The organism is Ahniella affigens (assembly GCF_003015185.1).
Lineage (GTDB): Bacteria > Pseudomonadota > Gammaproteobacteria > Xanthomonadales > Ahniellaceae > Ahniella > Ahniella affigens.
Genome location: NZ_CP027860.1, coordinates 1,355,449 through 1,380,320, shown reverse-complemented (window position 1 = coordinate 1,380,320; position 24,872 = coordinate 1,355,449). Strand labels below are relative to the sequence as shown.

The window sequence follows — 24,872 nt, the reverse complement described above, 5'->3', positions numbered from 1 at the left end:
AGGCGCCAGGATTGCGCTTCAAGCACGCTCGCCCAAGCGTACCGCGCGGAGCACCCGCGCCCTGAAAAGACGCCAAAGGACCCCACCAAGTACGAACCAGAGCGCCGTCAGCAGCCATTGCAACGCGCCTGGTTGGGACCGCAGAACCAGCACCCCATACAGGATCGACGCGGCACTCCATGCCAGGTACCGAACGTTGACCGCGATGACCGACGCACCAGCCCGTGCCCACCACTGGTAGAGATGCTCGCGATGCGCGCGCCAGAACTTCTTGCCGACCAGCGCCCGCCTGGACAAAGTCAGCAGCGTGTCGATCAACATGCCCGAATTCAGTAGCAAAAACAGAATCGGGTGCAATTCACCTCGAAGCATGGCCGCACAACCGATCCACGCGACGAAGCTGCCAATCGTGCCACTCGCAGCATCGCCCATGAAACAGCGCGCACTCGGAAAGTTGAATGGCAGAAAGCTGATCAACGCTGCCGTACCCGCGAATGCCAGCGGCCAGAGTGTCGAGTCCACGGGCAGCAGCACACACATGGCCAGCAGTGGGACCAATAGCTGCAGCGTCAGGATGCCGTTCAAACCATCCAAGAAGTTGCTCAAGTTGATCGCGAATGGAAACACCAAGGCCAAGGCCACAAGCGCGATGAACGACACCGGCAAGTCCCCATGAAGCAACGACCACGCGAGCAGGAGACTGGCGAGTCCATGGGCAGCCAGGCGTGGCAGCACTGGCAAGTTGCTGCGGTCATCCCAGAATCCAACCAGCGCGAGCACACTGAGCCCGGCCAACGCCCACAAGGCCGCAGCCGGCGACAGAAAACCGAACGATGCCGCCAGAATCAGGCTCAGCAGCAATGCGAACACCATCCCTATGCCGCCGCCACGCGGCGTCGGAATACGATGCATGCGGCGCTGCCCTGGTTGGTCAATCAGCCCGAGCGCATGCGCGCGATGAATAATCATGACGGCGCCCAGCGCGCTGACCAGCGCGGCGGCCACGGTGAGCACCAGAAACGGCAGCAACACTCAGTCTCCGGCCACGCCATGGACCGGTCGCACCGAGCTCCACGACTTGCATCCCGGACACTGCCAATGATGCTGTTTGGCACCGAATCCGCACTTGTTGCAGCGGTAGGCAGACTGCGCCCGGATCAGGCGCGCGAGCAATTCGCCCAGAGACGTCAACTGCTCGCGGGCCGCGCTCTCGGCGGACTTCACCTGCAGATCAACGAGCGATGCCAGACCTCGAACCGACGGGCGCGACTTCAAGCGTTCGGACAAGAACCTGATCGCAGCGTCTTCACCTTCGCGCTCGACGATACGCCGGCTCTTGGCAATGACCGGCGACACGCCTGGATATCGCAACATCGCGTTTTCAAGAAAGTCGTCGGCGCGCTTGGGCTCACCCGTACGGTCAAAGGCCTCGACCACCAACGGCATGAGCTCCGGCGTCAGTTCGGCATCGAGCTCCAGCGCCCGGCTGCCGAACTGGATGCAGACGCGATCCTCGCCCCGCGCGTGCGCCAGCTTGCTCTCTTGGGCATAAGCCCGCACGGCTGCCGGTGCCGCCGCGCGCGCTTCCGCCAGCAGGCGCCGGCCATCGTCGATCTTGTTCGCCTGCAACTTTGCATCTGCCAATTCGCACAGGAACTGGGCAATCAAGTCGGCCTGGGATTCCCCGGTGGTTTTTTCGAGTCGCCGCGCAAAGTCGATGCCACGCGCCCAATCACGTTCCTGCTGACAAATACTGATCAGTTGGCGCAATGCGGTTGCAGCATGGGTGTCGATCGACACCAGATCGGTGAACAGCGTTTCGGCGCGATCCAACAGGCCGGCACGCATGTAGTCCTCGCCCAACTCAAGCAAGGCCAGTGACTTTTGCTCGCTGGTGAGGTTTGGCCGCGCAATCAGATTCTGGTGCACACGGATCGCGCGATCGGTTTCACCTCTGCGACGAAACAGATTGCCAAGCGCGAGATGGGTTTCGATGGTGTGTTTGTCGACTTCGGCGATTTGCAGGAAGACCTCGATGGCCTTGTCCTGTTGTTCGTTCAACAGGTAATTCAACCCACGGAAATAAGAGCGCCGGAGTTTGTCCACCTGGGCGCCCTTGGTCCGTTCGGCGCCGCGGCTCGCCAGCACGTAGCCACCAAAGAACGCAATCAGGATCAGAAGTAGTGCCAACAGTTCCAGGGGCCAGGGCATCACACGATCGGCGCAGTCGGTGCCGGTGGCTCGGCGGGCGGCGCCTTCGCTTGCGCACTCTTCAACTTGTCGAGTTCGCGGCGCAGGGATCTGAGCTTTAGGTTCTGGGACAAGATCACCGTGGCGAACAACACTGCACCCGCAATGGCCGCGCCCGCGAGCACCGCTCCCAAGACGAGCACGCCGAGCGGCAACTCGGTTCGGGCGGCAAGCAGATCAAGGCTGACCGAATCTCGGTTGACCAGCGAAAACGCGGCCGCCAACACCGAAACCAGAATCATCAGAATGAGGAGCAGCCAGCGCTTCATGGGCGCACTCAGCTGATCGAGTCGTCGTCGCCGTCATCGCCGTCGTCGCCATCATCTACTGAGGACTCAGCAGTAATGGGCGCGGCGCTCTCGTTCACGCGGTCGCGCAGTTCTTTGCCGGGCTTGAAGTAAGGCACGTATTTGCCCGGCAGCGACACCGAGTCACCGGTCTTGGGGTTGCGCCCCATGCGCGGCGGACGGAAGTGCAGCGAGAAACTGCCAAAACCGCGGATCTCAACGCGATCGCCAGCGGCCAACGCATTGGCAATCTGCTCAAGGATTTCCTTGACGGCAAACTCTACGTCGTGAAAGGCAAGGTGGGTCTGGCGCCGGGACAGGGCTTCGATCAATTCCGATTTGGTCATGTCCGTTGTTTCCGTCATCCTTCCATCGAGAACCCCAAAGTGCAATGACACCTGGGCCGCATCGAGCCCGGTTGCGTGCCGTTGGCCTTCAGGCATTTGCCGCGCTCATCCAAGGTGTTCCGCTGAGGGATTCGGAATCACATTGGCGATGCATTCGGCGAAAGCGCCTGCGGGCGCGACAGGGCGGCCGGTCTCTCAACGGCAATACTCGCACGAGAAAGCCGCAAATACCAGCGTTTTCAGGTACTTGCACTGGTAATTTCAGTGCCGTCCCGAAATCTGCCGCAGACTGACCGGATTGCAAAGGGTTTTCGACCCTAAACCCGGGCAAGCATAGCCAGTCTAAAGTGTTGATTTTATTGGAATCACTTCTCGAAACCAGACAAGCATCAAATCCTGCCCGCGACGCGTTCCGAGATGCGTTCAGGACCCCGCGTCCGCTGCCGTCGACCACGAAAAAGGGCCGCTTGCGCGGCCCTTTTTTTGTCCAGATCAGGAACTTGGGCAGAATTACTTGCCCATTTGTTCCTTCAGCAGGGCGCCGAGCTTGGTCGTGCCGCCGCTGGCGCTCTGGTACTCGGCCAGGGTGTCGGCCAGTTCTTGCTCGTCCTTGGCGCGAATCGAGAGCTGCAGCGTGCGGCCCTTACGATCCATACCAATGAACTTGGCTTCCACGGCATCACCCACTTTCAGACGGGTGGTGGCGTCGTCAACGCGTTCCTTGGCAATGTCGTTGGCACGCAAGTAACCCTCAATGCCGTCACCGAGGTAGATCGTGGCGCCGCGCGAGTCGACTTCACGGACCGTACCGCGGACGATGCTGCCGCGCGGATTGTTGGCCATGTACGTAGCAAACGGATCCTGCTCCAGCTGCTTGATGCCGAGCGAGATGCGCTCACGCTCCGGATCAACTGCGAGGACCACGGCTTCCAGCAGTTCGCCCTTCTTGAAGTTGCGAACCAGGTCTTCACCCGAAGCCTGCCACGAGATGTCGGACAGATGGACGAGGCCATCGATACCGCCATCCAAGCCGATGAACACGCCGAAGTCGGTAATCGACTTGATCGTGCCCGACACGCGGTCGCCCTTCTTGAAGTTGGCCGCGAAGGCTTCCCACGGATTCGCCTGGCATTGCTTCATGCCGAGCGAGATACGGCGACGCTCTTCATCGACGTCGAGCACCATCACTTCGGACTCGTCACCGACCTGCACCAGCTTGCCTGGGTTGACGTTCTTGTTCGTCCAATCCATTTCCGACACGTGCACCAGACCTTCGACGCCCGGCTCCAGTTCGACGAAGCAACCGTAGTCGGTCACGTTCGAAACCTTGCCGAAGAAGCGACCGCCAACCTGGTAACGGCGGGCGATGTTCACCCACGGATCTTCGCCCATCTGCTTCAGGCCGAGGCTGACGCGGTTGCGCTCGCGGTCGTACTTGAGCACGCGGACGTCCATTTCCTGGCCGACTTCAACCACTTCGGACGGATGACGGACGCGCTTCCATGCCATGTCGGTGATGTGCAGCAGACCATCGATGCCGCCGAGGTCGACGAACGCGCCGTAATCGGTGAGGTTCTTGACCACACCCTTCACGACCGCGCCTTCGATCAGGCGCTCCGCCAGCTGCTCGCGCTCAACGCTGTTCTCGGACTCGACCACCGCACGGCGGGAGACGACCACGTTGTTGCGCTTGCGATCCAGTTTGATGAGCTTGAATTCCAATTCTTTGCCTTCCAGGTACGACGTATCGCGCACCGGACGCACGTCGACCAGCGAACCCGGCAGGAATGCACGGACATCGCGGATATCGACGGTGAAACCACCCTTGACCTTGCCACTGATGCGGCCGGTGATGGTGGCGTTGCTGTTCAGCGCTTCTTCCAACTCGTCCCACACCATGGAACGCTTGGCCTTTTCGCGCGACAGCACGGTTTCGCCGAAACCGTTCTCGAGCGAGTCGAGGGCGACCTTGATTTCCTGGCCGACTTCCACTTCGATTTCGCCGCGTTCATTTTTGAACTGCTCGATCGGCACAATGCCTTCGGACTTCAGACCCGCATTGATGACGACCACGTCGTCACGCACGGCCACGACCACACCAGTCACGATGCTACCTGGCTTCAATTTGGTCAGCGGTTGTTGGCTACGCTCGAACAGCTCGGCAAAACTCTCAGTCATGTTCCTTCCGATTACAGTGATTCATCCAGGGATGAATCGGGTTGTGTGCACCTTGCGGTACACGGTTGATAACCCCTGACTTCCATCTGGAATCAGGGACCGAAAACTGGTTTGCGCGACGCTCGAACCGAGCGCTACCCAAACTTGCGTTCCAGAGCAGCGGGCGCAAACCACACCGATTTGAAACGCGCTTAGCGATGGCGCCCGACGCAGGCGTAACCGCCGCGCTGGAAGCCACCGCTGTTGATGTAACGAACGCCGTGCTATCGAGACTCAGTGCGTCGCTGCAATTCCACGCGCTGCTGCCAGAGCGAGAACCGCATCGATCACCGCGTTGATTGACATGCCAGTGGTATCAATCGAAACGGCGTCGTCGGCCGGTTTGAGTGGTGCCACCGCACGCCCGGTATCGCGAGCGTCGCGCGCGACGATGTCGCGCAAGAGGGTATCTAGTGTAACCTCGAATCCCTTTTGCTTCAACTGTTTATAGCGTCGTTCGGCACGCTCTTCAGCGCTTGCGGTCAGAAACACTTTGACACCCGCATCGGGGAAAATCACTGTTCCCATATCGCGACCGTCGGCGACCAGACCCGGTAACTGTCTGAATTGCCGTTGTTTTTCTACCAGCGCGGCGCGTACCGCCGGAATCGCGGCGATGGCTGAGGCCGCCGCACCGGCGATTTCGGTGCGGAGGTCCGACCCCGCCTCGGCGCCGTTGACGAACACCAGCGGGTCGTCGTTCGGGCGATCCTCGAACCGGATATCGGTTTCCAGGGCGCAGCGCGCCAGCGCCTCCTGGTCATCAAAATCCAGACCTTCCCAGCTCGCCGCCAACCCCACTGCCCGATACAGCGCGCCGCTGTCTAGGAACAACCAGCCCAATCGCTCGGCCACCGCCCGCGAAATCGTGCCCTTGCCAGACCCGGTTGGGCCATCGATTGTGAGCACAGGGACAGCGGGATGAGTCATGGGCGATTCCAATCCGGGTAATGATGCGACTAGTTTATCGACCGGATGTGGAGCGAACAGTCTTGAATCGGGGAAAAGATTGTGCCCCGCGCGGTCGTCCACTCGGATGCGTATCGCAAGCAGCCGTCTCCCCGACCCTTTCCCACTCGCGTGGGAGTGCCGGCCGCACCGAGGGTGCGTTTATTCGCGCATCAAACTGCCACCGACGATGCGCGAGTCTCACGACAGTGCAGCGTGACAAGTAGCCCTCTCCCCAGCCCTCTCCCACTCGCGTGGGAGAGGGAGCGCCCCCTCCCCCGCGATCGCGGGGGAGGGCTCGGGAGGGGGTTACTTGCCGCGTGACTGAATGTTTGCGAGCGGCGGCTCGACCTTACCGTTCTCTCCAACCCCTCGCCCGAATCATCATATTGCGCCCGGTGCATTAGCGCCGCTGATTCGATAGATTCAGGGGTTCGAATACTCATTCCAAGCAGGATCAGCCGTGTCGGAAGCCCTATCGCCCGTTCAACGATCGCAGTTCGTCGCCCACAAATTTGGTGGTTCCAGCCTTGCCAATGCCGAGCGCATTCGCGACGTGGCCCGAATTCTCTGCGCCCGAACGGACCCCCGTCAGATTGTCGTGGTCTCCGCCATGCAGGGCGTCACCGATGCGCTGATCCAACTGGTCAATGCCGCGGCACAGCGCGATCAAGCTTGGCGCAGCGCGCTCGAAGGGTTGAAGCAAAAGCATCTCGTCTGTGCCGAAACGCTGCTTGGCCAAAGCGCTGAGTCGGCGCGTCAGTTCTTGTATGCCGAATTCGCTGATCTGCATGATGTCCTGCATGCCGCGGCCCTGCTCGGCACGCCGGCCAAGGAAGCGATGGATTTGGTTCAGGGCCTGGGCGAGGTCTGGTCGTCGTTTCTGCTCACCGAATATTTGAAGTCGCAGAACGAATCGGTCGCCCGACTCGACGCCCGCGATGTGCTCTTGGTTCGCGCCGAGGAAATGGGTGTGATGGTCGAGTGGCCAAAGTCGCAAGCACGGTTCGATGCCTGGCTCGCCGACACCAGCGCCCGCCGCATCATTGTCACGGGCTTTGTTGCCCGCGACTTGCAAGCGCGTGCGACGACGTTGGGTCGCAATGGCTCGGACTACTCGGGCGCGATTTTCGGCGCGTTGACCCGGGCCCAGGAAATTCACATCTGGACCGACGTGATCGGCGTGCTGTCGGCCGACCCAAGGCTGGTGCCAGAGGCCGTGCTGGTTCCAGAAATGAGCTACCACGAAGCCTGCGAACTCGCATACTTCGGCGCCAAGGTGATCCATCCACAAACGATGGCGCCCGCGATCGATCAGCAGATTCCGATCATCATCCGCAGCACGTTTGAACCGAACCATCCCGGCACGCGCATTACTGCCGGGCGCAGTATGAATCCGCCTGTCAAGGGCGTTGCCGCAGCCAGCGGCATGGCCATTCTGAACGTCGAAGGCGCCGGCATGATCGGCGTTCCGGGCACGGCCGAGCGAGTATTCGGTGCACTGCGCGAAGCGGGCGTGTCGGTCGTGATGATCTCGCAAGGCTCGTCCGAGCACTCGATCTGCGCCGTGGTGCGCGAATCCGACGCCGATACGGCGCAGCGTGCAATCGCCGAGGAATTTCTGCGCGAACTCGATCGCGGCGCCATCCAGGCGGTAAACGTGATGCGCGACATCAGCGTGCTCGCTGTCGTGGGTGATGGCATGGCCGGCCTGCCTGGCACAGCAGCACGCATGTTCGATCATCTGGGCAGCGGCCGCGTCAACGTCCGTGCGATTGCACAGGGCGCCTCGGAACGAAACATTTCGGTGGCCATCGATACGGCCGACGTGCATCGCGCGCTGCGGGCTGTGCACGCCGGCTTCTACCTGTCGGCCCAGACCATTTCGGTGGGCATCGTCGGCCCCGGCAATGTTGGCGCAGCGCTCGTCAACCAAATTGCTGCGGCCTCGGAATCGCTCAAACAACGCACGGGGCTTGACCTCCGCGTGCGTGCGATCGCTGGCAGCAATCGGGTCTTGAAGTCCGACCTCGGACTCGATCTCAGCGCGTGGCAAAAAGCCTATACCGAAGCGCCGCGCGATGGGGTCGACCTCGATGCCTTTGCCGACTATGTGCATTCCAGCCATTTGCCGCACGCTGTCATCGTTGACTGCTCCGCGTCGAACAGTGTCGCCGAGCACTATTCGAAGTGGTTGGCCGCCGGCATTCATGTGATCACGCCGAATAAGAACGCCGGCAGCGGGCCGCTGAGCCGCTATCAGGCGATCATGCAGGGCGCGAAAAACTCCGGTGCCCGTTTCCGCTATGAGGCGACCGTCGGCGCTGGCTTGCCCGTCGTGTCGACCCTGCGCGATCTGCTCGACACCGGTGACGACATTGAAAGCATCGAGGGCATGTTCTCCGGCACCCTCGCCTTCTTGTTCAACCGTTTCGATGGCTCCGCGCCGTTCTCGGAACTGGTCAAAGAAGCGCGCGCACTGGGCTACACCGAACCCGATCCGCGCGACGATCTCGATGGCAAGGACGTGGCCCGCAAACTCGTCATTCTGGCGCGTGAACTCGGCCTTAAGCTGGAACTCGGCGATGTCGACGTGGGCTCGCTGGTACCAAAGCCACTTGCTGCCGGGTCGGCCGATGACTTCATGGCCAAAGTCAGTGAACTTGATGCCGACATGACCGCACGCCTCGCTGCGGCGCGCGCTGAAGACAAAGTGCTGCGCTTTGTCGCGAAGCTCGACAAATCGGGCAAGGCCAGTGTCGGCTTGACCGCCTTGCCGAGGACCCATGCATTCGCCAACGCGCAACTGACCGACAACGTCGTGCAATACCGCACGCGTCGCTACAGCAAGAACCCACTCGTCGTGCAAGGCCCGGGCGCGGGTCCGGAAGTAACGGCCGCAGGTGTGTTCGCAGATTTGCTGCGCGTGGCGTCGTACCTGGGCGCACGGGTCTGAGCATGATCGTCCGGGCACAGGCTTTTGCACCTGCAGGTGTCGGCAACGTCGGCGTCGGCTTCGACATTTTGGGCCACGCCTTAGAAGGCGTCGGCGATCGCGTCATCGCGACCCGAGTCAGCACTCCTGGCGTTCGCGTGACCGATATTCGCGGCACCGTGACGGATTTACCACGCGATTCCGAACGCAACACCGCGGCACGCGCGATTGCCGCACTGCTCGCCGATCAGCGGGCCGATTTCGGTGTCGACATTGAGATCGAGAAAGGCATTCCACTGGGCTCAGGCATGGGCGGCTCGGCGGCATCAGCCGTTGCGGGTCTGGTTGCCGCGAACGCGTTGCTCGCAACGCCTCTGACTATCGCTGAGCTGTACCCGTACGCCCTCGATGGTGAATCGGCAGCATCCGGTGGCCGTCACGGTGACAACGTCGGACCGAGTTTGATTGGTGGCTTGGTGCTTGCCACGCACGATCGATTGATTCCCTTGCCGGTGCCCGCCGATTGGCACTGCCTGTTAGTGCATCCGGATCTGGTGGTTGAAACCCGAGTCGCGCGCGAGCGCTTGAAGGCGCCCTACACCATCGGCGAGTTCGTCAGGCAGAGCGAGTGTCTCGCGCTGTTCCTCAGCGGCCTGTATCGCCAGGAAACGGATTTGGTGAAGGCAGGATTGAAGGACTTGCTGGTGGAACCAAGACGTGCCGAGTTGATCCCGGGCTTTGCTGCCGTCAAGCAGGTGCTGCTCGATGCGGGCGCGTTGGGCGCCAGTATTTCCGGCGCGGGCCCATCGGTCTTTGGCTGGTTTACGAGCAAAGAAGTAGCCGCCGCTATCGCGCCGAAAGCCGTTGCGGCGTTTCAAGCCGCGGGCTTCAACGCGCAGGCACACGTTTCACGCATTCAAGCGCCCGGGGCGACGGTGGAGGCAACATGGAATTCGTAAGCACGCGCGGGCAAGACCGCACCCCTATTGAACGCGCCCTGAGTCTTGGACTCGCGTCGGATGGTGGCTTGTTCCTGCCAATGCAATGGCCACGACTGCGGCCCGACGATTTCGAGGGCGCTGATACCACCCCCCGCATTGCCGAACGTCTGCTGCAATCGTTTTTCGCCGATTCAATTTTCGCCGCCGACTTCGGCGCGCTCTGCGATCAGGCATTCACCGTCCAGACGCCGCTCAAGCCGCTACGTGATGGTCAGACGAGCATTCTCGAACTGTTTCATGGCCCAAGTGGCGCGTTCAAAGACGTGGGTGCGAATTTTCTCGCGACCATGCTCGCGCATTTGAATCGTGGCGCCACACGCGACACGACCATACTGGTTGCCACATCCGGCGACACCGGCTCGGCCGTCGCAACGGCGTTCTATCGCCGGCCAGGGTTCCGCGTCATCATTCTGTTCCCCGATGGTCGCGTATCAGCACGACAGGCGCATCTGCTCAGCTGCTTCGGCGACAACATTCAGACCCTCCGGGTTGCTGGCAGCTTTGACGATTGCCAAGCCATGGCCAAGGCAGCGCTCGCCGATCAGACCTTGGTGCAGGCACTGAATATGACGTCGGCAAACTCGATCAGCCTCGGTCGCTTACTGCCGCAGATGAGCTACTACGCCGAGGCCGCACTTCGCTACTTCAGGGCTCATGGCGAGCCCCTGAATGTCGTGATTCCCAGCGGCAACCTGGGCAACGCCCTCGCCTGCCTGATTGCGCGCCAGATTGGTCTGCCGATCGGTCGGGTGTTAATCAGCACGAACGCCAATGCCGTGCTTGCGAATTACGTTCATACTGGCAACTATCAGGCGGCACCAACGAAGGCGACCATTGCGAATGCGATGGACGTCGGCGCCCCCAGCAACATCGAACGCTTGATTTACTTGGCAAAGCACGATCCGAGCATCCTGCGTGATCTCGACAGCGTGTCGGTACCAGACGATGCAATCTGCGCGCGCATCCAAGCGTTCTACCAAACCTACGGCGAGATCATCTGCCCGCATACGGCGACAGCAGCCGAAATGCTGGCGCAGCGCCGCGCTGCGGGCGATCACGCGCACTATGCCGTCGTGGCCACTGCGCACCCTGCCAAGTTCGCGGATGTCGTCGAACCTTTGCTTGGCTTGAGCGTCCCGATTCCGGAATGTCTGAAACCTTGGCTGGCTCGGCCGGCGCAAGCGGCGCAAATCGGCGTTGGGCTTGACGCGCTCAAGGCCGCGCTCGGACCGTAGCCGACTCAGGGCACGACACATCCCATTGCCGACAATGCCCCCGGCAAAGCGGGGTGCAGACCCGCAATCCACGGTGCGGTGAGACTCAGCACGCCGACCGCACCAATCCAAAGTGCCGCGAGCGTTCTGACTGATGGCCGTTGCAACCACTGCATGCTGCGCTGGCCGCTGAAGCTGACCAATACCATCGCCGGCAACGTGCCCAAGCCAAACACCGACATCAACAGCGCACCGCGCCAGACATCGGCTTCGAACCACGCAGCTAGCAACAGCGTACTGCTGAGCCCGCAAGGCAAAAACGACCACAGCAGCCCCGACACGCTCAACCGGACGCGCAGCGGCAGCCATTGCAGCGCACGCTGGACGCGCGACAGCAGCTGCCACACCCATTGCCCCGGTGCGCTCAACCAGCGCCATCGGCCGCCCGCATCCAACAGACGCAACGCGACCAGAATCATCACTGCACCCACAGCCAAACGCACGTACCGCGTCCAGGTCTGCGCCTCGAATGCATGCAGGAATGAGCCGCCGATCAGCCCCACCAATGCCCCGGCGATGGCATACCCCAACACGCGCGATACGTTCAGCTGGGCCGCCTGCGACCAAGCTGCCCATGCGCTCTTGTTCGCATTGGGTGCGGCAGCGAGCGCGACCGCAATCCCGCCACACATCGCCAGGCAATGCACGCTCCCAAACAAGCCAGCCAGCCAGGCTGCACTCAGCGCAGGCCAATTCACGACCCAGCGGACTCCGAATCAGAACCCGTCCCGGCCGGACGCTCCTCTACCAACGCCGCATTCGGGCGGTCTTCGCGGAGAATGTCGATGGCCGGCGCATCCAGATCATCGTACTGACCCGACCGCACGGCCCAAATGAAGAACCAAGCCGCAATGGCGACGAGCACGATAGCGATTGGAATCAACGCAAGCAGAATGGTCATTGCCGATACAGCCGCATGGCGTTCAAGGTCACGAACAAGGATGACACACTCATACCAATCGCCGCCAAGCCGGGTCCGACCACGCCAAAGGCGGCGAGCGGCAGCATGAGCACGTTGTAGCCCAACGCCCAACCCAGATTCTGCCGAATGACATCGTGCAGCGCCGCACTCATTCGACGCGCGACCAAGAAGCCTTCCAGACTGCCATTGAGCGCAATCAGGGCCGACGCATGTTGCGCCAGAGGCGCCGCCTTGGCCAAGGTAAAGCCGACATCCGCTGCCGCCAGCACCGGTGCATCGTTGATCCCATCACCGAGCATTGCGACCACCTGCCCCGCCTGCCGATACTGTTGCAGAGTCGCGAGTTTGGCCTCCGGCGACAAGCTGCTGCGGGCATCGGCGACGCCAATCTGGTCGGCAACCGTTTGCACGGCCGCTGACTGATCGCCGCTCAACAACGTCACAGCGAGGCCTTCAGACTGCAGACTCGCGACCACTGCCGACGCTTCGGGTCGAAGCGCGTCGGACAAGCGAAAGCGCGCCAGAATGCCCGCGTCGTGGCGCAAGAACACACCAGCTCGGTCCGAACCCGGATAGTCGCAAAAATCGGCGGAACCAAGTCGATACGACTGCCCGTCAATGTGCCCGGAAACGCCAGCGCCGGCAGTGACCACCACGTGTTCAGCGACGTATGGGCTCGCGCCGGCGAACGCTTCGGCAATCGGATGGTGCACATGCTGTTCGAGCGCACGGGCCAGCGCAAGGCAGACGGCGGTATCAACGGCTCCGAACACGTCGACTGCAGCGATGCGCGGATGGCCTTCCGTCAGCGTCCCGGTCTTGTCGAACACAACCCGGTCGAGCTGTCGGAGCTTCAACAGCGCGTCGGTATCCAGGCACAGCACGCCAGCACGCACCAACTTCGATTGTGCCGCCAGAATCGCGGTGGGAATCGCCAGCGCCAGTGCGCACGGACAAGACACCATCAGAACGGCCAGGGCATAGGGCAACGACAGACTCGGATCGACGACACTCCAACCGATCGCAGTCACAATGGCGAGCCCGAAGACAATCAACACGAATCGCTGCACCAGACGATCGAGCCAACGTGCCATCGCCGGCCGGGTCTCAGCAGCGCGGAGCATCGCGCGTTCGATTTCTGACAGCCGCGTTTCGGCGCCCACCGCAGTCACTTGAATTTCGATTTGTGCGTTCAGACAGATTGACCCGGCCAACACGCGATCGCCTTGCAAACGCGCCTGCGGACGTGATTCACCATGCAGCAACGACTCATCGAACTGCGCCGCGTGTGAGCAAAGCTTGCCATCGGCAGGCACCGTCGCACCCGCCGCAACCAGCACCACGTCACCAACGGCAATTTCTTCGGCCGGCACGGTTTGCACGCGGTCATCCACGCGCCGCATGGCCAATGCTGGTCGGGCGGCTGCCATGCGATCGAGCTGGGCCTGCCCGCGCGAGCGCAACATGCCCTCCAGACTGCGCGCCAGCAACAGGAAAAACACAAACATGACCGCCGCATCAAACCATACGAACGGCCCGCCACGGATCGTCTCGACCAAACTGGCGCCATAGGCGAGCGCAATCGACACGGCCGCCAACGTGTCCATGCCAAACCGTCGCAACCGCCACTCGTTCAGCGCGCCGCGCCAGAACGGCCACGCAGAATAACTGAGCACCGGCGTGCTCATCAGAAACGTCAGCCAACGAAAAAAGTCGCGCGTGGCGACGCTCATTTCGCCCGCTTTGTCCAGATACAACGCCTCGGAGAACATCATCGCCTGCATGGTCGCCAGGGCCGCGATGCCGAGCCGCAGCATCAAGGTCCGGCGCGCCTTGCGGCGTTGCTCTTGCTGCGCATTGGTGCCAGCGAGGCTGAGTCCGTAACCCAACGTCTCGACTCGTTGCAGCGCATCCGAGAGCTGCACGGCGCCAGGTGTCCACACCAGGCGGAGGCGCGCGCTCACAACGCTCGCGCTGGCGTCCGTTACACCCGGCAAGCGCCTGAGCGTTTCGCCAATCAACCAGGCGCACGCCGCGCAATGCATGCCCTCCACGGCCAATTCGATCGCGCACTGCTCGCCAAGTTTCTCGGCGTAGCGCGCCTGCACTTCGGGCCGATCGAACACGCTCAGGTCACTATGCTCCGGCCTTGAGCCACGCTCGGTGCGGAGCCGGTAATAGTCGCCCAGCCCTTGTTGGTGAATGAACTCGGCAGCAGCAAGACAACCGGTACAGCAATAGCGCTGCCCCTTGGCCAGCAAGGCGGGCCCCGTCAGCGGCTCGCCACAATGAAAACACCCTGCGTTGGTCCCTGCCAGCGCCGGATTCAAAGTATTCACAGCCGACTCAGTTTCGACCGCAAGTGTACTTGTTGGGTGGCCGGATCAAGTGTCCCAACCAGCCGCCAGCCAGCTTGTTCGTCCTGTAGCCGAAATTCGCACAACGCCCAAGGCAGCGCGTCGGGAACCAAGTCAATGACGTGATCGGAATCGGCCAACGATATGGTCATGTCGCGCTCCTGCTCGTTGGGATGCACGATCATCAACGTCGCCGCCTGGGAATTGATGTTGGGCCAATCGGTAAAGACCCAACGACCTGGGGACTTCTGCTCTAGTACCGCGTGCAGATTCAAGGTCATGGCTCGCTCGTCCGGCCCAAGATCACTCAGCTGCATCTGCCCTGAGCGCGACACGGTTTCCGGCGCACTGGCCAGCGGGCCGTTCGCCGACGCCAAGCGCATGGTCACAATACCGCCGACGATCGTCAATACCGGAATCACGGTGACGAGCCAGACCATTGGTTCACGAAAAGCACGCATGAGTTACTCCGGAGCAAAGAATCGCGACGACTCGGTCAGACTGAAATCGCTGCCTTCGGATTTCAGCACAAATTCGATGTCGACCTTGCCTTTCACATCTGATGCCGGTGCCGACAGCATCACGCCCACCGTCCGAACTTCCTCGGGCGGCAATTCGATCACGCCGGGATGGCGCGCGAAGGTCAAACTCGGCGGGCCGACCAGTTCCAGCTCGAAGCGCTGCGCGGATTCGGTCTTGTTGATGATCCGCAGCATGTAGCCGTTCTGAATTTGGTGTTCGTAGGTCTCGCGGTAGAGCGCATTGCGGTCGCGGATCACATCCATGATGACCGGCTTGCGCCAGGCAATGCTCAGCCCGAGCCCAACCGTAATGGCCAACAACAAGATCGCGTATACGACAATCCGCCAACGGAACACGTGGGTCTGCTTGTCCTCAAGTTGGTGCTGCGTGGTATAGCGCACCAAACCGCGCGGATACCCCATGCGATCCATCACTTCATCGCACGCGTCGATGCAGGAGCCACAGGCGATGCATTCGTATTGGAGTCCGTCACGGATATCAATGCCGGTCGGACACACCTGCACGCAGATCGTGCAATCGATGCAGTCGCCCAGACCCTTGGCCTTGTAGTCCGTTCCACGCTTTCTCGCCCCACGGTCTTCGCCCCGCTTTTCGTCATAGGCGATGATCAGGGTATCGCGATCGAACATCGCGCTCTGGAATCGGGCATACGGACACATGTATTTGCAGACTTGCTCGCGCATGAAGCCGGCATTGCCCCAAGTCGCAAACGAATAGAACAGCACCCAGAACGTTTCCCAACTGCTCCACTCAAACGGCCAGAACCGCCCCGCGAGCTCGCGAATAGGCGTGAAGTAGCCGACGAACGTGAAACCAGTCCACAGCGCGAAGACGATCCAGAGCAAGTGTTTGCCGCCCTTGCGCTTGATCTTGTTGGCATTCCAAGGACCAGCATCCAGCTTCATCCGCTGCGGACGGTCGCCCTCAAGCCAGTGCTCGATCCACAGGAACGTCTCCGTCCAGACCGTCTGTGGACACGCATAGCCGCACCAAAGCCGCCCGGCGAGTGCGGTGAAGAAGAACAGCGACAGCCCGGCAATGATCAACAGCAGGGCCAGGAAGATGAAGTCCTGCGGCCAGAAGCTCAGACCAAACACATAGAACTTGCGCGCCGGCAGATCCCACAACACGGCCTGCCGACCGTCCCAGTTGAACCAAGCCACGCCGTAGTAGAGACCGAGCAACACAAACACCGCCCAGCGCCGCAGCCGCTGAAACGTCCCGTCCACATCGCGCGGATAGATCTTGCGCTCCGAGACATACATCTCATCAATCACCTGCAGCGGAATATTTTCGCGTTTGCTCATGGTCTTGGCATCTAGTCTGGGCCGAATTGTTGTGCCGCCGCAACGCTCGCGACTTGACCTGGGTCAAAGTGCCTGCTGGCAATCGACCCCATTTCGGAACTTTTGCAAATCGTTCGACGAGACCAGCCTGTGCGGCAATCACATTGGAATGACCGGCCCGGAGATGCTCGGACAACGGCGCCATGAGACTTTGACGACGATAGGAAGCAAGGCGCCTGTTCGGAAGTCCCGGCTTCTTGAAGGACTGCTGGGGAGAGTCTGAATCAGTCCATCCTGGACTTTCAGACCCGCAATGAGTCCCAGCCCGCAAATGAGTCCGGCACCTAGCCTGCCCCGGCGAAGACCGGGGTCCGGACTCGCTGCTCCAGAATCAAGCACGTGCGCGCTTGGCCATGGTCTACGTCACCTCTGAATTTAATCAGCGGCTCCTTATGGGCGCTTTTTTAGAGTCCAATGAGTTTCCTCGCCCGTTTTGGGCACGCGCCTGACGGCGTACGTTTGCTCAGGGAAGCCCGAGATGGGCAGGAATTGCAAGCGTCGACCAAGCCCGCTCGCATGACGGTTCAGTGCCTTCAACATGGGTCCATACACTTCGGGTTGGCCAGCCTTTTCAATCTTGCTTCGTACGTACTCAAGGCAGACGTCAGACTTCGGTTTCTTCCCTTTTGGCGCTGCCAGGATCATGTGGAAGTCAAATAAACCGTTGCCCTGAGCAGCCATTTTGGATTTGACAAGTATGCGATCCAGTCGGATTAGCTTCCGAGCCAACTGCACCCAATTAAACGCCGCACTGCCTTTTGCCTCGACAAAGAGGAGTGTGAGCTTGGTGCCGTCGTCGTAGACCACCACAAGGTCGATGTCCTCTTGGGAGCCGGTAATGGGACGAAAGTCGGTGTATATCGCCTTGATACCCTCAACTGCCTTATACGGTTCTATCGGGATCATCGGAATCGCTTCCGGAGGCGACCAGGAGGACGACTTCATGGCCAGCCAGGCGGCCGCGAACAGCCAATCCAAGTGGTAGTCCATGCCGGCAAAGACGCACCGTGCATGGGATGAGAGCCCCAAACCCAGTTCGCGTAGGCACTGGTCTAGCTCGGCCGAAAGGAACACCGATGCCGTCGAATAGTCGGTGCTCTGACCAAGATAGGCCAGTCGCATCAGATGATCTCGCTCTTTTGTGTTAAGCAACTTGAGGTTTCGGATCAACGCATCTGCAGTTGCTCTGCTCATTTTGCCTCACAAGAGCGTCGTTGCTTCGATCGGTAGGGTAGATCGCTAACGCAGAATTACCACATCTCTTGGGATGGGCGGTTCAAGGTGTCCCCGTAGAACTGGGTTCTTTGCAATGCTCCGCTTCAGTGGCGCTCGATAGCGATACCAAGGCGATCCTGTTGACTTGCTGGCTTGGAGTTCCTAGCCTGCCTTTCGTCCCCTTGGGGAAAATTGATTGGGGCGTTCACATGCGATACCGGTATCTCCTAGTTCTTGTTTCCTTTCGCACCGCAACGCCATCAATCTGCGCTTATACCGACGCGTTACTCCAATCAACTGGTCTTGACCCGGCGTGGCGCGAAAACGAGTCGATCGAGCTGAGCGGCTCTGGGTTCAAGGAAACGAATGAGTTGCGTGGTCTGGTCTTCTGGATACACCAGTCCAGCGGTGTGGCGACTCGTACTCGATGGCTATCACTGTCGTCCAGTTTGGCGACAGGCACAGCGGGGAATCACTGATGCGAAACCTTCGGAACGCCCTCTTGGTGTTTTTCGCCATCACCATGATTACAGCGGGTGGGTTGTACTGGCTTGCGCCCACGCCGAAGGATCCCGAGCGACCTGCGCTATGGGAGCGCCAAGTTGACAACGCTTGGTGGGCCAAGGACCAGTTGGCCGATATTTCTGACGTGGTTGTCCTGAACGACACATTGGAAAGTACGAGCCTATTGATCTCCGGCGCAGAAGGACTATCACTTGTCCGCGGAAAAAAGGTTCGGCGCGTGTACGCGGGCGCAACGATTTCTGGACTTGCAGCTGTTGGCGCAGAGAATGCCTGGGCGGTTGGGTTTGACGGCAAGATTGTGGCGACGCGAGATGGCGGGTCGAGTTGGTCGGTTCAGACTTCAGGGACCAACGCGTGGCTCAACGCGGTGGCGTTCTTCGACGCCAAGCGAGGCTGGGCAGTCGGTCGCAGGGGCACGATTGTAGCGACGCGGGATGGTGGATTGAGTTGGTCGGTGCAGGACTCGCGGACAACTGCTGATCTCGCTGCAGTGTCTTTTGTCGATGCCGAAAGTGGCTGGGCGGTTGGAGTTCAAGGCACGATCTTGGTGACGCGGGATGGCGGGGTTAGTTGGTCGACTCAGGACTCGGAGACCTACACGGCGCTCACTGCCGTGGCCTTTGCCGATGCGGAAAATGGCTGGGCGGTTGGAACTGGGGGCACAATTTTGGCGACGCGGGATGGCGGGTCGAGTTGGTCGGTCCAGTCTTCCGGAACCGAGGAGGACTTCAAAGGTGTTGCCTTCTTCGATGCTAGTCGCGGTTGGGCGGTTGGTATGAACGGCACCATCACGGCTACACAGGATGGCGGCGCGAGGTGGTCCGCTCAAGCCTCGGGCACCCGCAACCCGTTCTCCTCGGTGGCTTTTGCCGATGCCAAACGCGTTTGGGCGGTCGCGAGCGACGGCACGATAGTGGCGACGCAGGACGGCGGGGCGAGGTGGTCGGTTCAGATCTCGTGGGCCCAGAGTCATTTCTCCTCAGTGGCCTTTTCCGATGCCAAACGCGGTTGGGCGGTTGGTAGCAACGGCACCATCTTTGCGACGCAGGATGGTGGGTCCAGTTGGTCGGCTCAGCCGTCGGTGACGGAAGCGTGGCTCAACGCAGTGGCCTTTGCCGATGCTAAACATGGTTGGGCGGCGGGTAGCAACGGAACGATTTTGGCAACGAGGGATGGCGGGTCGAATTGGTTGGTTCAGGCGACAGGAACTGATCAGGAGATCAACGGATTGGCATTTACCAATGCCGAACATGCCTGGGCAGTCGGTCGTGAGGGCACCATTGTGGCGACGCGGAATGGTGGGGCGAGTTGGTCGGCTCAAGATTCGGGGACCAAAGCGTGGCTCAATGGATTGGCCTTTGCCGATGATCAGCGGGGCTGGGCGGTCGGAGTTGAGGGCACGATCGTGGCGACGCAGGACGGTGGCTCGAGTTGGTTGATTCAGGACTCGGGCATCGCTGCTGATCTCAATGCGGTGGCCTTTGTCGATGCCGAACGTGGGTGGGCAGTTGGCAGCAACGGCACGATTGTGGCGACGCAGGATGGCGGTTCGAGTTGGTTGGTTCAGCCTTCCGGTACCCAAGACTTGCTCTTTTCTGTGGCCTTTGCCGATGCCGAACGTGGGTGGGCAGTTGGAAGCATCGGCACGATCTTGGCGACGCAGGATGGCGGGTCCAGTTGGTCGGCTCAGCCGTCAGTGACGGAAGTGTGGCTCAAAGCAGTGACCTTTGCCGATGCTAAACATGGTTGGGCGGCGGGTAGCAACGGAACGATTTTGGCGACGAAGGATGGCGGGACGAGCTGGTTGGATCCAGCTTCCGGCACCGACTCGTTGATCTACGAGGTAGCCTTTGCCGATGCCGAACGCGGCTGGGCGGTTGGTGAAGCAGGCACAATCTTGGCAACACTCGACGGCGGGGCGAGTTGGTCGGTTCAGACCTCGGGGACCACTGCTATTCTCAACGGATTGACCTTTGTCGATGCCAAACGAGGTTGGGCAGTCGGTCGCAACGGTGTGATCGTGGCGACACAGAATGGCGGATCGAGTTGGTCTGCTCAGGCTTCGGGGACCGACGAGTGGCTCACTGATGTGGCTTTTACGGATCGCGACCGGGGATGGGCGGTTGGTTTAGCAGGCACAATCTTGGCAACACTGGACGGCGGGGCGAGTTGGTCGGTTCAGACCTCGGGGACCACTGCTGTTCTCAGCGGATTGACCTTTGTCGATGCCAAACGAGGTTGGGCAGTCGGCCGCAACGGTGTGATCCTGGCGACGCAGGATGGCGGTTCGAGTTGGTCGGATCAGTCCTCGGAGACCGAAGAGTGGCTCACTGATGTGACATTTGCGAATACCGAACGGGGATGGGCGATTGGAGACAAGGGCACGATCTTGGTGACGCGGGACGGGGGGGCGAGTTGGTCGTTAAAGAATTCGGGAACTGACGCAGACCTCATTGCAGTGGCCTTTGCAGACGCTGAACGCAGTTGGGTGGTTGGTCGCGGGGGCACGATAGTGGCGACCCGGGATGGGGGGGCGAGTTGGTCGGTACAGAACTCGGGAACTGACGCGACGCTCACCGCGGTGGCCTTTGTCGATGCCGAACGCGGCTGGGCGGTTGGTCCCTACACGATGATCAAGAGCACGGATGGCGGCGCGTCTTGGTCTGCCATCTCACCAATGCGCTCAACGCCGCCGAGTGCCACTTATTGGCTGCTGGCCGTATCGGCTCTGATGCTGATCATTGCAATAAGTCTCAGCCTTGTGCCACAGCGCGATGAACGCGGTGGCGAAGTCGCGTCAGATGCAGCCATCGCCAAGCCCGATCAAGACCGCCTTCAGGCGCAACGCCACGCGGAGCGCCTCGCGGCGTTTTTCAACCACGCGGGCACGAACCCGCCGCTGACGCTCGCAATTAGCGGGCCATGGGGATCCGGCAAGTCCTCCCTGATGAATCTTCTAGCGAACGAAATGCGCCGAGATGGATTTCGCCCTATTTGGATCAACCTCTGGCATCAGCAGGATGAGGCGCAGCTTTACACGAATCTTGTGCGCGCGATTCGACGTGACGGCGTGCCACCTTGGTGGTGTTCCAGCGGTTTCTTGCTTCGCACGACGCTTGCAGTAAGACGGCTCGGAACTTGGGCGGCATTGCTGGCTTTGGCACTAGCGATCCTTGTTGTCAGCCTTTATCCGCTGCGTTTGTCATCAGGCGACTCCTGGTTCGCGCCGATCGTCGATTCCGGCAAACAGTTCTGGCGAGATTTCGAAACCGCGTCGGACGCCGGCAAGCGCCGTCGGTTTGTCGTCAACACGGATTGGCTGGATGGCCTGAGCAAGTTCCACGGGTTCGATCTGAATGCGGCAGAGACGTTATCCATCGACACCCGGCTCGCTTCAACAGAGCCTGCCGAAATTGCGGCAACCAACACGCCGGCGAACTCAGATCCACCATCCCAACACGAGGTCGTCCAGGCGTTGCTTCGCCCTGTGTGGGGACGTCAATTTCAGCAATTGGAAGACTTGTTGGCCGAATTGCACAAAGACTCACCGTGCAGCGCTCGGACCCGGCCTGACGCTGGGGTTGGCAAACAGTTGTCATGTGCCGAGTTTCATCAAGGTATCGACTGGCTGACGCGCGCGCAATCCTGCTGGACCGGAACAACTGCCTGCCCAGACCGCTATGACGCGTATCGACTAGAGGGCTGGCAGGCCGGTGTTGCCAGCCTTTCCCACCAGGGAGCAAAACTGTCCGCTGGATACGGACTGGAACTGTCGAGTGTTGTGGGCTTACTCGTGTTGATGCTGACGATTCTGCCGCAATTGAGGGCACTACCGGGTGACTCACGAACGTGGCTCGCACGACTCCGAAGCAGCTTTAGCGGCATGCCAGAAGGCGATCCAGGCCTGCGCCATCGATTTGCCCAAGGCCTCGCTGAGCTCGCCCGCCATATGCAACGGCGGCCGCTCCTGATCTTCTTCGATGACTTGGATCGCCTCGATGGCAAGCGCACATTAGAGTTCCTGGAATGCTTGAACTTCCTAAGTACCGATCACCGAGCCGGCTATTACATCGTCGGCATGGACTATGAGCGTGTCGTGCATACCCTCGCGCCCCAATTTGTAGAGGAAGTCAAGGCCAAGTACGGATCCGCAGACGCTGAAGCCCTCAGGGAAGCGCAAGTCCGGCACGCAAGGCGTTACCTGCAAAAGCTCATTCATGTGGTGTACGCCATGCCCTTGGCAAGTGCGGCGAAGGTGGTTGAAGAGGCCGCGCCCGCAGTTCAGTCAGCAGAACCCGGGACTTGGCGAGATCGCGTTGCGGTTGTTCGGAATTTGCTTTATCGACATCGGGGTCTATTGCGTCAGTGCTTTGAATGGGCTGGACCCTTGTTCCTAGCGACTTCAGTGGCGATTGTCTGGTGGACAAACCTCGATCGACACGAATATCAGGTGCGGCCAGAAACGCTAGCAGCCGAAGCGCCTGCCAAGCTGCAATCTGACGCAACGCCACCATCTATTGCTCCTCAGCAGACGCCCAATATGCAACCTGAAGCGCTACCTAGTCCGCCCGTTCAGCGCAGCGGCGGCTTCAACGTGCCGGACAGGTCGATCGACGCGCTCCCGATAACGCGATCCGTCTGGATGATTGCGGCGATTCCGTTTGCCCTATTTGGTTTGGCGCTGGTCTATTGGCTGAGCACCCAGAAGCTCAAGGATCCCGTCAACTTGCGGGAGGCTTATGGCAGGTGGTTTCGGTTGCTGCCCATCGAGACGCCACGCGATGCCAAGCGGCTTGCCAATGCCATTCGCGTTGAAGCAGGCCTATCGCGGGAATCACTGCTAAACCCTGATCCGACCATGGTTCAGAGGGATATTCAGCAGACCATCGAACTCGTCGCTTTGGCATCTCTGACGGTCCTGAAACGGCGAATGGGCGAACTCCGCTTTCGGTCTTGGGGGCCCAAGATTGCTGCAGCGGTGAAGGAGTCGGGTCTGACGATGGACACAGTGCGCGAGCAACTGGATGCGGGCACACGGGAAGCTGAAATCGACCGTGTGCTGCGTTACACCGGGCTGACCGAGAAACCCCGTCAACAATGACCGGACCTGCCAGTTGATAATCGGACACGATGAAACGTTGCACGTTGACTTGGAATAGTCGCGGCGCGCCAATGCGGCGGCCCCGGCTTTCCACGTACCACTCAAGGCGGGACTGACCGCGAAGCGCTTTGGAATTCCGCTTCAGAAGTCCCGAGGAAGCACGACATCAGCGTCGTCGCTGCAACAATCCGAGCACCAATCCAGAGAGGAATACAAGCATCACCACGCCCAAGCCAGGGCCCGCTCTGACCTGCGTCACTTCTTTCGATTGCGCGTCAGATGCATGTGCAAAAGCCTCTTCGCTCAGCAGCGCGGCCATCTGCCGCAGCGTATCGGCGCCTAGCAATTCCTGCCCCATTTGCTCATAATCCTGGCGCGTCTTGAATGCTGCCGACGAATCGCCTTGCGCGAACTGAATGCGCGATTGCAGTTCCAGCGCCTGGTATTCGAGCAAACGTAGCTGGTCGCGGCGAGCGAGGGTCATCGCTTCGCTCAGGTCGACGGCGGCGGCATTCGCATTGCTACTGGCCAATTGCCATTCCGCGCGCTCCAGCAATGGTTCGATGATCTCTTTGCTGTCGCCGACTTCGCGCCCAATTTCTAAAGCATCCTTCGCGAGCTGACCGGCATCCCGCAACTCCCCTCGGCGTCGCAGAATGCTGGCTAACGTCGTTGCGGCGGACGTAAGCATGGGTCGTCGATCACGGGCAACGGCATAATCATAAACTTGCCTCGCCGCTGCCTCCGCTTCATCCACGCGCCCCTGCTTCATTAGTGCCAGTGCGAGATTGTTTCGGGAATTGCTGATGTTGTCCTGATTCTTGGGCGTGTCCCCAACTGCCAGCGCGGCGCGAAATTCGCGCTCGGCTTCTTCGGCGTCGTTCATCGCGAGATAGATCAGGCCGAGCGAATCATGGGAGTTCGCCAACAGCGGTCCCTGCGCAAGTCGCTCGCGAATGCGATGGGCTTCGCGCTGATACTTGAGCGCTTGTAACAAGGAACCGCGATTCTTCTCAATCAGCGCCAGGTTGCCGAGCGTCTGCGCGGTGCCAGACTCATCGGCAATGGTGCGGCGAATACCCAGCGCGTTTTCATAGTGAACGATCGCCATGCGGATGTCACCCCGGCGTTTGGCGAGCACGCCCAAGTCATTCAGCGCTTGCGCTTCGTCCTTGCGGGCACCTAACCGCCGTGCCATGTCGAGCAAGTGCTGCGCCGCAGACTGCGCACGAACGTAGTCTCCGCGAACAAAGTAGCGACGGCTGCACTCCCGCCAGGCCTGCATGGCGGCGCGCAGATCGCCAAGCAGCGCTGCTTGATCCGCGAGCGATGCAAGCCGAGACAGCTCGGCATCCTGATCGTTGCCCTGCGCAATTTGTGCTGACAGCAGTTTGATCTCAACAATCGTACGCGCCAGCGTCGGCTCGGACGATTCCGGCATTCCGGCGAGTTCGCTCGCGAATCGCTGTTCGGCCGCAGCCGGGTCGGTCTGAATTTCAGCGCGCCAGGCAATCCAAGGATCAGGATCTGGTTCCGACGCGCTGATGACGTGTGCCGCACAGATCAACACGCAGGCGAGCATATTCCGCATGCTACGCCTGATC

General features: G+C 60.6%; 17 protein-coding genes. 4 read left to right on the top strand and 13 right to left on the bottom strand.

Features of this window, described 5'->3' with window-relative positions; genetic code table 11:
• Window positions 1-18: 18 nt before the first annotated feature.
• From C7S18_RS05145 to cmk, 6 genes are all read right to left on the bottom strand, one after another.
• Window positions 19-1,032: an MraY family glycosyltransferase gene (locus tag C7S18_RS05145; RefSeq protein ID WP_106890551.1), complete on the bottom strand. Its 1,014-nt coding sequence runs from the start codon at window positions 1,030-1,032 to the stop codon at window positions 19-21.
• The gene (gene lapB, locus C7S18_RS05140) at window positions 1,033-2,211 is read right to left on the bottom strand and encodes a lipopolysaccharide assembly protein LapB (RefSeq protein ID WP_106890550.1); all 1,179 of its coding nucleotides are present in this window, start codon (window positions 2,209-2,211) and stop codon (window positions 1,033-1,035) included.
• A complete protein-coding gene (locus C7S18_RS05135; protein WP_106890549.1) occupies window positions 2,211-2,519 on the bottom strand; it encodes a LapA family protein in 309 nt (102 codons plus the stop codon). The genes lapB and C7S18_RS05135 overlap by 1 nt, the downstream gene beginning before the upstream one ends.
• Window positions 2,520-2,527: 8 nt before the next feature.
• Window positions 2,528-2,884, bottom strand: coding sequence for an integration host factor subunit beta (locus C7S18_RS05130; protein ID WP_106893923.1), 357 nt, complete (start codon window positions 2,882-2,884; stop codon window positions 2,528-2,530).
• A gap of 510 nt (window positions 2,885-3,394) precedes the next feature.
• On the bottom strand, window positions 3,395-5,062 hold the full coding sequence (rpsA, locus tag C7S18_RS05125) for a 30S ribosomal protein S1 (protein ID WP_106890548.1): 1,668 nt from the start codon (window positions 5,060-5,062) through the stop codon (window positions 3,395-3,397).
• A gap of 273 nt (window positions 5,063-5,335) precedes the next feature.
• Window positions 5,336-6,031: a (d)CMP kinase gene (cmk, locus tag C7S18_RS05120; protein ID WP_106890547.1), complete on the bottom strand. Its 696-nt coding sequence runs from the start codon at window positions 6,029-6,031 to the stop codon at window positions 5,336-5,338.
• Window positions 6,032-6,512: 481 nt separating this feature from the next.
• Here cmk and thrA point away from each other — a divergent pair, with 481 nt between their 5' ends.
• The 3 genes from thrA to thrC are packed head-to-tail and all read left to right on the top strand — an operon-like array spanning window position 6,513 to window position 11,220.
• Window positions 6,513-9,005, top strand: coding sequence for a bifunctional aspartate kinase/homoserine dehydrogenase I (gene thrA / locus C7S18_RS05115; RefSeq protein ID WP_106890546.1), 2,493 nt, complete (start codon window positions 6,513-6,515; stop codon window positions 9,003-9,005).
• 2 nt (window positions 9,006-9,007) lie between these two features.
• Entirely contained in the window at window positions 9,008-9,943 is a 936-nt protein-coding gene (locus C7S18_RS05110) for a homoserine kinase (protein WP_106890545.1), read from the top strand.
• The gene (thrC, locus tag C7S18_RS05105; RefSeq protein ID WP_106890544.1) at window positions 9,931-11,220 is read left to right on the top strand and encodes a threonine synthase; all 1,290 of its coding nucleotides are present in this window, start codon (window positions 9,931-9,933) and stop codon (window positions 11,218-11,220) included. Before C7S18_RS05110 ends, thrC begins: the two co-directional genes overlap by 13 nt.
• Window positions 11,221-11,225: 5 nt before the next feature.
• Here thrC and C7S18_RS05100 read toward each other — a convergent pair whose 3' ends face one another.
• The 6 genes from C7S18_RS05100 to C7S18_RS05075 form a co-directional block, all read right to left on the bottom strand.
• Window positions 11,226-11,957, bottom strand: a complete 732-nt coding sequence (locus tag C7S18_RS05100) for a sulfite exporter TauE/SafE family protein (protein ID WP_106890543.1) — start codon at window positions 11,955-11,957, stop codon at window positions 11,226-11,228.
• Window positions 11,954-12,160 (bottom strand): cbb3-type cytochrome oxidase assembly protein CcoS, encoded by a 207-nt coding sequence (gene ccoS / locus C7S18_RS05095; protein WP_106890542.1) that lies wholly within the window; start codon window positions 12,158-12,160, stop codon window positions 11,954-11,956. The genes C7S18_RS05100 and ccoS overlap by 4 nt, the downstream gene beginning before the upstream one ends.
• A complete protein-coding gene (locus C7S18_RS05090) occupies window positions 12,157-14,520 on the bottom strand; it encodes a heavy metal translocating P-type ATPase (RefSeq protein ID WP_106890541.1) in 2,364 nt (787 codons plus the stop codon). Before C7S18_RS05090 ends, ccoS begins: the two co-directional genes overlap by 4 nt.
• On the bottom strand, window positions 14,517-14,999 hold the full coding sequence (locus C7S18_RS05085; protein WP_106890540.1) for a hypothetical protein: 483 nt from the start codon (window positions 14,997-14,999) through the stop codon (window positions 14,517-14,519). Before C7S18_RS05085 ends, C7S18_RS05090 begins: the two co-directional genes overlap by 4 nt.
• Before the next feature lie 3 nt (window positions 15,000-15,002).
• Window positions 15,003-16,388 (bottom strand): cytochrome c oxidase accessory protein CcoG, encoded by a 1,386-nt coding sequence (gene ccoG, locus C7S18_RS05080; RefSeq protein ID WP_170113122.1) that lies wholly within the window; start codon window positions 16,386-16,388, stop codon window positions 15,003-15,005.
• 429 nt (window positions 16,389-16,817) lie between these two features.
• Window positions 16,818-17,621, bottom strand: coding sequence for a hypothetical protein (locus C7S18_RS05075; RefSeq protein WP_106890539.1), 804 nt, complete (start codon window positions 17,619-17,621; stop codon window positions 16,818-16,820).
• Window positions 17,622-18,120: 499 nt separating this feature from the next.
• On the opposite strand from C7S18_RS05075, the gene C7S18_RS05070 reads away from it, so the two are divergent.
• On the top strand, window positions 18,121-23,268 hold the full coding sequence (locus C7S18_RS05070; protein ID WP_170113121.1) for a YCF48-related protein: 5,148 nt from the start codon (window positions 18,121-18,123) through the stop codon (window positions 23,266-23,268).
• A 166-nt stretch (window positions 23,269-23,434) separates the two neighbouring features.
• Here the strand turns inward: C7S18_RS05070 and C7S18_RS05065 are convergent, their stop codons facing one another.
• Window positions 23,435-24,859 carry a tetratricopeptide repeat protein gene (locus tag C7S18_RS05065; protein WP_170113120.1) on the bottom strand — a complete coding sequence of 475 codons (1,425 nt, stop codon included), beginning with the start codon at window positions 24,857-24,859 and terminating at the stop codon, window positions 23,435-23,437.
• Between the last annotated feature and the right edge of the window lie 13 nt (window positions 24,860-24,872).